Raw genomic sequence first — 12,904 nt, 5'->3', positions numbered from 1 at the left:
TGTGTCGTCGCCCTGTAGTCCGATCAGGATATCAGCTGCTCCGGCCTGACCATCTGCGCCATCCCTGAGTGTGTTGCGTCCGTTGTTGCCCAGAATGTATTGCGCCAATTCGTTGCCCTGCAGGCTCAGCGTGTTCGTTCCAGTGGTCGCATTTGTTTGCAGACGCTCGACTTCCTGCCCGGCTCCCAAGGCGTAGTTCACGTAGGTGATGACCCTGTCATTCCCCTCGCCCACCTTTTCCCGGACATCGGCGGCGGAGTTGTTGACGCGGTATGTGTCGTCGCCTTTCAGACCGATCAGGATATCTGCCGCCCCGGCCTGACCATCTGCGCCATCCCTGAGTGTGTTGCGTCCGTTGTTGCCCAGAATGTATTGCGCCAATTCGTTGCCCTGCAGGCTTAGCGTGTTCGTTCCAGTGGTCGCATTTGTTTGCAGACGCTCGACTTCCTGCCCAGCCCCCAAGGCGTAGTTTACGTAGGTGATGACCCTGTCATTCCCCTCGCCCATGTTTTCCTGAACAATAGTGCCCGAGTTGTTCAAACGATAAGTATCATCGCCCTGTAACCCCATCATTGTGTCGGCAGCACCAGCCATGCCATCGACCCCGTCCCGTAGGGTGTTTTTACCGTTGTGTCCCGTAATGGTTTGGGCGAGCGCATTTCCGGTTAGACTGCGGGTTGTGCCTGTGTTGAACGAAGAGTGAACCTCCAAAAATTCAATATCGTCATCAGCAGCAAGGGCAAAATTAACAAAAGATTGGACTTTGTCCTGAGTGCCTTCTCCGACCGTCTCAACAATCGTATCACCAACGTTTCGGATGAGATATGTGTCCTCTCCAGCCCCTCCAATCAGAGTATCGGGACCGCCGTTCCCTCCATCTAGCCGATTCGAAAGTGAGTTGCCGGTAATCAAATCCTGATTGAGGCCACCAATCACATTCTCGAAGTTCAGGGCCGAGTCACTTTCGTACGAATTGGTAAGGGTACCACCGCCCCCCAAAATATTCGCCACTACTCCCCCATTTGAACCTGCCGGTGCTTGATGAAGGTGAGCCGCTGTAATCGCGGCGCTGTTAAGATCTGTGACCATACTTATGGAATAGGTCACAGTGCCGTTGTTATCGACCATGGTCAGGGTTGCAAAGCCACTTGAGTCTGAGATGACCGGTGGGACCTGATTTGCTGAATCAAGGATGATGTCCCGAAACACAACCGTGCGAACCAAGCCAACGGTGGTATCGGTCAGGATGGGACCAACTTGTCCGCGTAACTCACCAGATGGAAACATCGTTGAAAGCAGATTGATGTAGATGTTGCCCGCTTCTGCGGCGGCCAGCACGGCCAATGTCGTTGGGGCCATCGAGAGATTAATCATACTCGATGCAGCCAACGCAGTTTCGGAATCCAGATTGATTATGGTCTCGCGCCGATCATCTTCGAACGACAGTGTATCCCCGGTTCCTGAACCACCGTTCAGATTATCCTCACCAAAACCACCAGAAATCAGGTCGTCATCATCTTCGCCATCAAGACTGTCCTTCCCAAACCCACCATCCAACGTGTCGTTACCTGCCCCCCCAGACAATAAGTCGTTGTCTGCGTTGCCCACAAAATGGTTTGCCTGGGTATCTCCGACCATAATGTCGTTCAGCGAACTACCCACACTGTTTTCAACTCCGAAAACGTCTGCGCGATAATTCACATCACGGTTGATATCCAATCTCAAAAATGCGCGAAAATCCGTCCCGCCAGAGAAATCAATCGTGTCAATTCCGTCTCCACCCCGGATCAAGGCCTCGTTGGTGTCATTCGAGACAATGATCGTATCGTTGCCACCGCCACCCAACAGGGTATCACTGCCCGTTCCTGCAATCAGCAGATCATTTCCGCCTGCGTCACCGGCAACGAATGCCGGAGCCGTTACACCGGTCGGCACAAGTGGACCTGGCCCTGAAGGCGCCAGATTGTTCACGGTGCCATTGGCGGCATCAACGGACCAATTGGCCACCAGATTGCTTGTGGTCGGCTGCACTTTGGAAAATGCGTTCTCTATAATCTCACTCGCCGTTCGTGCCGTATCAAAGATCCGGATCTCTCCGATCGATCCGTTGAGCACCTGATTTGGATCTACCCCTCCGCCAACAAGGTCCTGCTCCTGTCCGATCATCAAAACACCACCCGCCTCGAATGCGCGCGTATTTGCGATGGTTCCGACATACTGCCGTACCCCGTCGATCCAAAGGTCGAACTCTCTGTTGCCACCGTTTATCTGTTGTACAACAGACACCTGGTGCAGATTGCCGTCGTACAATGCAGACGCTGCAACAGAGGTGGCGACCCGAACACCCTGCAAATAAACTTCGACGAATTCATCACCAACACCTACAATCACCTCATTGGCGCTGCCGGGTGCAGCTGTCGCGTATGAAACGATCGACGAAAACCCAGGTGTAAGCCAAGGCACAACATCGCTCTGCACCAAGAACTCAATCGTAAAAGCATCCGTTGGGAAGGACGTAAACCCGTTCAAAAGCAGATGTTGATCCGTCGTGCCCAACGGGTTGAGGCGCACCAGATCAAAGTCTTGATCGCCCAGCAAGAAATTGGTACCGCCGCCGCCGTCCAGCGTATCGTTTCCGCCGCCGCCGTTCAGAGTGTCGTTTCCGGCATCCCCAAACAGTTTCTCGTTAGAGCTGCCACCTCGTGCATGATCATTCCCGCGCCCCGTGTGCAGTTCAGTGCTGACCTCGTCCCCAATTACAGTATCGTTCCCATCCCCGGTGTAGACAATCTCGGTCCCGGTGATCTTGATGGCCACACCATCAACGGTGCCCTTGTCCTTGCTCAGGTCGATCCTAGAGGCGCTGTCCACGGCGGCGGCATTAAAGACGTCCACGCCCGCGCCAAGGTGAAAGTTGGGTCCATGTCCCGCAGATCCCGCAAATTTGGAGAACTCTTCGGTGATGATCACAAGGTCATCGTCGGTTGCCGTCCGACCGCTGAACTCGACCTGAACACCGCGGATCGTGATCGGCAATCCTGTCGTGTCGTCGTTGATTTCGACGGTCCATTCACCGGTCGAGGTTTCGCCCATGAACGCGGTCGTGCCAAAGGACCAACTCCGGTCAAAAGACTCGGTATCGCCGGTGTCCGCAATCAACTGAACGCGGGTTCCATTCGGCGAGACCAGAAACATCTCCAGATCGGCAAGTCGACCTGCAATAAAGTCCAATTCGACTGCTATATGTTCGATGGTGATGGCGTCTGCCGCCAGTACCTCGGTAGTGAACTCGGCCCCGGAATTGTCGATGACCGTTGGGGTCACAGCAATAATGTTGGTGTCGATGACGTCGTTGGCTGATGTGGATTGCAATCGCCATGTCTCGGCCAGTCTTACGGCAGCTTTGGCATCGACCAGACCAAAACCATAGTCATTCGAAAAATGCAGGCCACCACCGTTCCACGTTTGCGCACCATTCCAGAACCAGCTGGCCCCGTTGAGTTGCGTGCCTTGTTCATGTATCGCGTTTTCGGGCGCGGTTGTGTTCGCAGGGGTGCCAATGAAGGATCCAACATGCCGGGCAGAATTGGCAAGGATCATTTGCATGTCGCGCCACCCGAGTTGCTCGTTGGCGTCCAGAACCAATGTAGCAACACCAGCTACAATTGGTGCTGCCGCCGAGGTCCCGGCAAAATTGGTATAATCCCCAGCTGTACCGGGCGTCGTATTGTACCCGTCCGCACCTGACCGGTCAGTGGAATACACGCCCCAGGCGTTATTCGTGTCGTCCCCAAAAGCCGAGACCAACAGGTTGGCGCCGGGCGACGAATAACTAGTCACCCATCCATCCGCACGTAGAGCGCTTACACTAATTGTATACTTTGTACTTTCATCGGCATTTGCAGTTGCTTCCCCGCGCGTCGTGCTATCCGGGCCAGCACCCCGCGAGTTTCCATTTGACTTGACGAGAATTGTTCCAAGGCCGCCCCGACCTATTTCAGATACCTCTCGAAAGGCTGCGAGCGGGTCTGGGTCGTTGACATAGACGATATTACCGAACCCGTAACTCATGGAAACAACATCACCAGTTCCGTTGTTTCCATTTGTGTTTCCGATACCGTTCCCTACACCAGCTGCGTCTCGGACCGTGTTAGCTTCAGTGTCACCATTTCCGCGTCGGTACATGCGGATGGTCGAGTCAACTGCAATCCCCACAACGCCGACGTTGTTATCTGCAGCCCCAATGATGCCGACAATTGGCATCCCATGGTTGTCCGGCCCAAATGCATTATTGTAGATGCCAGAATTTTCGGCCGTAGGATCGAAATCCATATCATCGTAGTCGAAGTCGTTTACGGTGTCATAATTGACTGGTAAATCGACGTGCGAGAAATCTACACCATCATCGATTATTGTAACGACGATGTCTGTCCCGTCATAGTCGGCCCAGACATCGGTGACATTGATATCGAACTGACCTGCATTGGTGTTGTTCAACCACCATTGCTGTGCGTATCCGGGATCGTCCCCGGGATTTGAGGCTGTGGGTGCCGGGATGGTCTCGCTTTCGAGCCCTGAATCGAACAATTCCAAATTGAAGGGCTGCGGTGCTCGATGCTCTAACGCGATGAAGCGGGAAGAACCGGAAGAACCGTCTTGACCCACACCAGAGTTGGAACGCGACCTCGTATCACCGGGTGCATCTGCTGAGTTACCATACTTTGAAGTCATTACAATTTCCCCCCAGGATGTTTGCAACGCAAGCAACATCCAAACTCAAAAAAGTCAGAAATAAGAGATCAGCGATTAAAAAACTAAATCGTATTCGGCAAAAGTGGCGCATGTAAGGGCTTACAAGTCAAGCTTCACAGCATTTGGATCGAATTAGCCAGTGAGAAGATTGTTCCAAGAAATCCGTCTTGAATGTATTTAAGCTGTTCCCTGCCCCAGTGATTTCATCAACAGAAACAACTGTCAGAGCATTTCAAAATCGGTTTCGTGGAATTTGTTGCTCACCGCACATCATAATTAGAAAAGATATTAAGACGTAGATGTTTCAGAGTGAAAACACCGCCTGCTCAACAGAAATCGTTGGCGGTTCTAAGCTCCCTTAACCAAAATTGCCAAGTCATGTGGCGCTAACTGTCTAAGGCGATCCACACTCGTGTGGCCGGTGTTTCAAAATCTCTCAATTTCAAACGTTCGCAGCGATCTCAGGACCGACTGATTTCTACTCTACGACCAGTTTCATTGGGACCAAAGCAGGTGGTAAAAAATGCCCAACCTTTTCTGTTTGAACGACGAGCAGGTGGCTGTTTGGGCCATCTTTCCAAAGCCCAGAGCAAGCCTCGTATAGACGATCAGCCTTTACTGAGTAGATTTGAATTCGAAGCGGTCAAACAGCGATGATGCATTTCATAGAAGTCGTCTGCCGGATGAGTGGCCGATTTCGAAATTTAACCTTACAGCCACGCAGTAGCAACGAAGTCGCCTTTCCCTCCCAAAGTGTTGAAAGGCAAAGACGGCAGTGGGCTAAGAGCAGGCTTTAACGCGAACTTAATCAGCTGGCGATGTGCAGCAAGTCGTCGCCCGTGCAATCAAAATAGCGGGTATTGCTACCTGCTGATTATTTACTCGGCCATTACTGCCCCAATACTTCCAGTAGAACTTCGCCAGTCGCTCCTGAGGGTGGTCTGGTTCCCGCAACGACGGACAAGGTCAAAGCAACATCGATGGTATGAACCCGCCGTGACACAGTCTGAGGCTCAATCCCTTGTCCTGCGAACAGGATCGGAACGAATGTGTCATAGCGCCAAGGCGATCCGTGGGTAACTGTAACAGACAACCCGTCCATATCGTTGATGAACGTTTCGGGCTCGAAAACGACATATATATCGCCTGACCGGTCCCGATGGTAATTGTTCAATACGGCATGCATCAGGGCATTGTCGGGAACCGAGCCTTCTCGTAAGCGTGAACTGGGAATAGCATAAGCCACACCTTCGAAGGCTACCAATTCACCTGCAATCGCAGTCTCAAGCGCCACCCTGTCGATGTCGGGGTTGTCCCGAATGTCGGCAGCTAAGGTCAAATATGGATGGTCATAACCTTCGAATAGCGGACCTTGTATTTTGAAACGCCCTTTAATCTTCTCGGCAGCAGGTGCTGTGTTCCATTCATCGGGAGAAACATAGCTGCCAGGCATTCCGATTGACGCAAGATAACCAGGTGCTTCTGGGGCACCATGGTCGGAGGACAATACAATCAAGGTGTTTTCCAGGCCAACCTCGGCATCGACATAGGCAAACAGATCGGCCAGCGTCCGATCAAGCTGTAGCAGATTGTCCTCAGCCTCGAGGCTCGATGGTCCAAAGAAATGTCCCACATAATCGGTCACAGAAAAGCTAACGCCCAGAAAATCGGTCACATCGTCATCCCCCAACCCCTCTTCGGCGATGAGAGTCTTCGCGAAATCAGCGGTCATGCGATCGCCAAAAGGACTAAGCGTTAGCAAGGTCGTAAAGTATTTGTCCTCGGTCGTTCCCAACGGATGCGGAAAAGTGCGGCCAAACCCCGCAAAATCCGGTTCCCAGTCCTGATCGTCGCGCGTTCCAAAAAGATAGCTGTCAATCGGGTTCAAGAGTTCCCACAAATGGTCACTGAAGCTTTGCGGCAGACCTTTGTCGTTCCATGCATCAACCCACTCGGGGTAGGCATCATAGTAGTAGTTGCTTGTTACGAACTCTCCGACCGCTTTTGAAAACCAGAATGCTTTGCCCGCGTGCCCAGCCATCGCAACTGCACCCCGATCTTTGATCGAAACACCAAATACTTTTGCACCCCCGGCTGTGTTCACCGCTAGCTCGTCGCCAAATGTCGATGTCAGGATTGTTCGTGGCGAACGACCATCACTGGTCGCGGCGCGCTGCGTGGGATCGATTTCAGTTGCATCGTCAACATCAGCGCCACCTGTGAGGATCGAATAGTCTGGGTCTTCGATATTATAGACGGTGCGTCCAGCACTGCGGTCATACCACAGGTTGCCAACCATGCCATGGGCAGCTGGGTTGGCACCGGTTGCCAGCGTCGTGTGCCCCACAATCGTTTCGGTGTTGGCATGGGTGTGGTGGGCATTGTTGTAGTGAATGCCTTCCTCAAGCAGATATCTGAAGCCACCTTCTCCGAGTTGATCCAAATGACGGGTAGGCATATCCCCACGCAGTTGGTCGACGGTGATTTGCAGGATAAGTTTTGGCTTATCCGTTGCAGACGCGGCGATTGGAACAGAGCTGAGTGCAAAAAGTAAACAAAAGGCGGTTTTTGGGAAAAAATGCATCGAACGTCCTGTGTCGTGGCGAGCGAATAGAACAAAGTATGCAAGGTTTTGCCACGCGAGCGTAAGCTTTTATCTTGTTTAGGTCACTTTCGGCACAAAACAGACATGACCAGCCAATACCTCCGACGATGAAAGCTGTCGTTGGCAGCAAGAGCCAAGAACTACACTAACGGAGACGAAACCGGCCATCCGTAAGCGACTTGTATAAGTGAGGCATCCACGTCGGCTCCAGCCGAAGGAAGGCGCTACTCCCAAAAATCCGACTGTGTGATCTAGATTGCATCGCATTTCAACTTTCAACCTTAAGGTACATAGAGCACGTATTCGTGCTAAGTTGAAAATCCGGAGAGCTTTGATGTTTAAATTTACTGCCGTCGCAGCCATTGCTTGCACTATTTCTCTCATTACACCGGCTTCAAAAGCTGAAGCTGGGAATGATCCATTTATTGGTGAGTTGATGCTTGTTGGGTTCAATTTTTGCCCGCGAAATTGGGCTGACGCCAACGGTGCCTTACTGGCAATCTCGTCTCACCAAGCATTATTTTCGCTGCTGGGAACAATGTACGGAGGTGACGGGCGCACGACGTTTGGTTTGCCAGATCTCCGAGGCCGAGTTGCGGTTGGAACCGGGACTGGACCAGGTTTGAACCCTGTGGCGCAAGGAAATCGTTTCGGAGTGCCGACGACGACCCAAACCATTGCAACCATGGCCAATCATTCTCATACGGCAACGAGTACTGGGACAACAACGATCCATACTGCAGGGGAAGATGCAACCCAGACCGAGCCTAGCGGCGCAGTCTTTGGGTATTCAGGTACAGCAATTTATTCAACATTTCCGCCGGATGAAACAATGGCTTCAAGTGCTGCCACCACAAATGTCGCGACTACGATTGTGAACAGTGGAGGTGGTCAAGCACAAGAAAACCACCAACCTTCATTGGGGCTGCGTTATTGTATCGCTCTGAATGGAACCTACCCCTCTCGCAATTAAGCGAACGGTGCCTCAAACAGAAGCGAGATTGGTACAGAACCAATCTCGCAAGTTCCAATTAGATGTAAGGCAGATCACGATAGCGCATAGATTGCTGGAGATCGATTTTGTGTACTCGCGACACATTTCGCTTTAGCCGCAGGCCTGCCCAGAGGCCGGCATGATTTCTAACTTGTCCACCGACAACAGCAACCATCCGAATTCGAACGCCTAAAGGTCCTCTGAGCGGGGGAAATGGTCATTCACGCGTAGCCAAGGAATGCTTCGCCGGGTTTGATGTTCGGATACGTTGCGATACTGGAAGTAAGGCCACTAAGAATACCAGTAATCGGCGTCATCACACATCCATGAGAGAACCCTTCGTTACCTTCAAAGCTTGAGACGTTCTGTGGAGTCTTCCCTAACGTTGAAAACTTGAGGGAAAGTGTGCCGCTTAATCTCTGAGAAACACGACTCGGCAGTGAAGAACTGGATCTTCATATCACGACATTTCACGGCGAAAACATCGTCGCCTACAAAGGTGACAACATGCTCGTGGTTCGAGGTTTCTTGTTCGCCAAGAAAGAAGGCGCTCTGATCCACACCGTCGATTGGACGGTCTTTTGGGATACGGGGGGCTGGACCTACTAATGTGACAAGTGTTGGGTAGATGTCGAGAACGGAAACAATCTCGTTTGGCGCTTTTTCTTCAGGGATGTTTCCGGTTCAACGTACCATAGCAGGCATTCGTAAACCGCCGTCAGAATCCGGATGTATCACCCAACGCAAGTGGAATTGGGTTCAAGAATGAGGGGCTATCACCCACTCCTTGTCGTTCGATGTAGACGATCGAACCATCGGTAATTTTCTTGTCGAAGGTGGTATTTTCGCAAAAATCGTAGTGGTCCGTTTCGTAAGAAGGCTCACCTTTTCTGCCCTCCCAAAAATGTGGCATCGTCGCCACGCTGGACCTTTCGTTGATGCACCCCATTCATCGTAACCTAGGTCACTAGGACGCCGCCCAACCCGAAACCCAATATGCCTTTTCCCAAAGAGCGCCGAATTGTAGCCTTCATCAGAGAGCAACTCGGAGTATATTGAATTTCAATATTGAAATTGAGAAGTCGCATCCCGTCAGCCTCGAACCCATCAATTTTCAGGAGTGGGAACTGTGCTGCCCTGAGGGCCAATATCGCCCCCACCCCAATTGTCCCCGAGCAGATAGGCGATGTTGGGCCGAACCTCTTAAGCCGGTGAAGAGTTCACTGTTGCCAAGCTAAACCCTATGGCAAAAACGGACAATCGACGACGAAGTCGTTAACATGGTCCCGATCTCCTTCAACGGCTTTCCTCAAATATTAGAGTGAATTCGGGTTGTGACTCACAGGGCGAAAACCGGCCATTCTGAGCAGTTGCGACCCAAACTCTCGCAACCCAAGTTGTGCGGCCATTCAGACCGAACGCCCCATTTGAAAATCTCTTCTAGCGGCAAGAACTTATCGGTCCCGTTCCTTGATCGCGCGGCGTATCATTGGGTTGCGAGCGACTTGGAATTCCCCAGAAGACGGCCACATTGCAAAGGCTATTGGGCGTGATACAGAATTATATGCTTGGGCATGGAGGATGCCGTACGACAAGAGTTATTCAAATCCCCTGCCCGCTATAAGAACCCCACTTGAGTGGTTCCGTTTTTGGTGGAGAAAGGGTGAATCTTGACCCAACCACCATAAGCTGTTGTAGCAAAATGATTTTATGCAGATGAATGCACAAAAATACTGCCCGTCTGTGATATCAGAGCTTGCTTTTTTGGGGAAAAACAGCGGAAATTGAATTGCGCGCACGCGGGCGATACTCTTGGGGGATTATCAATGGCTACATTCACCGTAAGCAATACCAACGACTCTGGTGCCGGAAGCCTGCGACAGGCGATCATCAGTGCAAACGGTGCGGCCGACGACGACATCATCGATTTCTCCATTGCGACCGGGTCGACAATCAATCTGACGTCTGGCGAACTGGTGATCAGCAGCGGCATCACATTTGACGCGGATATCGACAATAATTCTGCTACACGGGATGTAACCGTCAATGCGGGCGGAGCCAGCCGGGTTTTCAGCTTTGTCAGCGGCACCAGTTCGATCGACAACCTTCTCATCACCGGTGGTAACCTTGCGGGCGATGGTGGCAATCTCACCAACAGTGGCGTTGCGAATGGCAAGGGTGAAAATACCCAAGGTGCCGGTATCTTCAACGCTGGCTCGCTCACCCTCACCAATAGCACGATCACTGCCAACAGTGCGGGCGGCGGCGGTGCCGGTGCCTCGTCAAACGGTGGTGGTGGCGGATTTGGCGGATTTACTGGCTCGACAGGCGGCGACGGTGGTGTCGGTGGCTACGGCGGGACGGGCGGTGTAGGCGGCGTGAATTCCGGCGGCGTCGGAGGTACCAACGACAACGGGGCCAGCCCCGGAAATGGTGGTGGCGGAGCAACGAACGCAGGCGGTGGCGTTGGCGGTCTTGGTGAAAACGGCGGCAACAACGGTGGCACCGGCGGAACCGCGGGTTCGGCCGGCGGCGGTGGCGGCGCCGGTGCGGCCGGCTATTCACAATCCGGCGGCCACGGCGGTCACGCGACAGGCGGCATCTACAATTCCGGTGCTCTGGTGATTACGGATTCAACCATCACCAGCAATCTTGGCGCCGGTGGTGGCGGTGGCGGTGCCGGCGGTGGCTCTGCTGTAGCGGGCAACGGTGGTGACGGGGTCGGCGCGATCACAAACTCTGGCGGCACGCTGACCATCTCGCAAAGCACCATCGATACGTTTTCCGGCAATGTCGGTGGCGGCGGTGGCAGCGGAAGCGGGGGTGGCGGCACGGCTGGCACATCTGCCAACAACATCGACGGTGCCTACACCGTCTCCGGGACGGAAACGACCTTTGTGGTCAACACTACCTTGGACACCGGAGCCGATGCGACTGTGACCGGCGATCTGGCGGCAGAAACTGCCGATGGCGATGGACTTAGCCTGCGCGAGGCGGTTCTGCTCGCAAACCCCGGCGACACGATCACATTCGACGGCTCGCTGGACGCGGCGACCATCAAATTGGTGTCGGGCACGCTCGAGATCATTACAGGCGAAAACCTGATCATTGATGGAGATCTTGACAACGACAACAGCGCCGACGTGACAATCAGCGGCGACGCGAACAATAGCGGTACGGTCAACGCGGGCGACGTGCGGGTTTTCACCGTACAATCCGGCGCCTCGCTACAACTGGATGGCGTAGTTGTTTCCGGCGGCTATGACACGGGCGCAAACGGTAGCAATGGCACCAATGGTGCTGACCAGATACCCGGCAGCAGCAGCGAAGGCGGCAACGGGACCGACGGCACGGACGGCGGCTATGCAGCTGGGGGAATCCTGAATGCTGGCGCCCTAACTCTGCTCAATTCCACCGTCTCGAACAGCACTGCCATTGGCGGCACGGGCGGTGCTGGCGGCGATGGCGGCACCGGCGGTGTGTCCCTTCCCAACGGCAATGGCTATAGCGGTGGCGCGGCTGGCGAAGGTGGTGCAGGTGGCCATGCTGCTGGCGGCATCCTGAATCTTGGAACCGGTACATTGACCCTGACGGATGCGTCGATCACCGGAATCACATCGACCTCTGGCGTTGGTGGCGCGGGCGGCGCAGGCGGAGACGGCGGTCCAGCACAGGGATCGCAAACTGATGGCGGCCCGGCGCGCGGCGGCGGAGCGGGAGGCGATGGCGGTGTCGCGGCAGCGATCGTCAACTTTGCGTTGAACTTGGTCAACGGGGTGCCCACTGTGTCGACCAACACTCTCAACGCGGGCGCTGGCGGCACGGGTGGGACCGGCGGGACCGGCGGTGCGGGGCAGACCGGCACAGGTGGGACTGGCGGTATCGGCGGTTCATCTGATACTGCCGGGTCCAGCGGCAACAACGGCTCGGGCGGTGCGCTCGGCGGCTCCAGCGGTGAGATATCCGAAGTCGGTGACAGTGGAGCGCGCGGCGATGGCTCTGGCGGTGGCGCCGGCGGTGGTGGCGGTTACACGGGGCTGACAGCGCCGGAAGTGGTCAATGTTTTCGCTCCGGTGATCCGCAATCTCGACGGCGACAGCAACACATTCACCGAGGGTGGCGGCGCCGTCTCTCTGGACACCACTACAGCCGCCGCAGTGTCCGATGAAGACGATACAGATTTTAACGGCGGCTCGCTGACCGTCTCGCTCTCGGCCAATGGGACTTCGAGCGATCAGCTTTCAATCCTCGCCACAGGGGACAACCCGGGCGAGATCGACGTCGACGGCGCGAATGTTGAGTTCGGTGGCAGTGTCATAGGTACAGTCGCTGGTGGAACGAACGGCACTGATCTGGTGGTGACCTTCACGACAGGCAGCGCTCGAGAAAATGCGGTCGAATCCCTGATTGCCGCGTTGCGCTTTAACAATACAGGCAGCCCCCCGAATACATCCACCCGCACAATTGATGTGACACTGAACGACGGCGATTTGCCGTCTGCCACTTCACAAGTCACGGTTACTGTCGATGCAGCCAACATTAATCCCTCGGTA

General features: G+C 54.1%; 4 protein-coding genes. 2 read left to right on the top strand and 2 right to left on the bottom strand.

What is annotated here, in order from left to right; genetic code table 11:
* A partial coding sequence (locus tag ABWV33_RS22350) for a S8 family serine peptidase (RefSeq protein WP_353333954.1) occupies window positions 1–4,731 on the bottom strand: 4,731 nt, incomplete at its 3' end.
* A 910-nt stretch (window positions 4,732–5,641) separates the two neighbouring features.
* Window positions 5,642–7,336, bottom strand: a complete 1,695-nt coding sequence (locus ABWV33_RS22345) for an alkaline phosphatase family protein (protein ID WP_353333952.1) — start codon at window positions 7,334–7,336, stop codon at window positions 5,642–5,644.
* 355 nt (window positions 7,337–7,691) lie between these two features.
* On the opposite strand from ABWV33_RS22345, the gene ABWV33_RS22340 reads away from it, so the two are divergent.
* On the top strand, window positions 7,692–8,330 hold the full coding sequence (locus tag ABWV33_RS22340; RefSeq protein ID WP_353333950.1) for a phage tail protein: 639 nt from the start codon (window positions 7,692–7,694) through the stop codon (window positions 8,328–8,330).
* A gap of 1,847 nt (window positions 8,331–10,177) precedes the next feature.
* On the top strand, window positions 10,178–12,904 hold a 2,727-nt coding region (locus ABWV33_RS22335), incomplete at its 3' end, for a beta strand repeat-containing protein (RefSeq protein ID WP_353333948.1).

Source organism: Phaeobacter sp. NW0010-22, assembly GCF_040365955.1.
Lineage (GTDB): Bacteria > Pseudomonadota > Alphaproteobacteria > Rhodobacterales > Rhodobacteraceae > OMPR01.
Note: the sequence above shows the minus strand (reverse complement) of the source record. Positions and strands in the feature narration are given on the sequence as shown.

Bases quoted from the DNA above. Each gene is read 5' to 3' on its own strand.
- ABWV33_RS22345 (WP_353333952.1), bottom strand. From the start codon at position 7,336: ATGCATTTTTTCCCAAAAACCGCCTTTTGTTTACTTTTTGCACTCAGC.
- ABWV33_RS22340 (WP_353333950.1), top strand. From the start codon at position 7,692: ATGTTTAAATTTACTGCCGTCGCAGCCATTGCTTGCACTATTTCTCTC.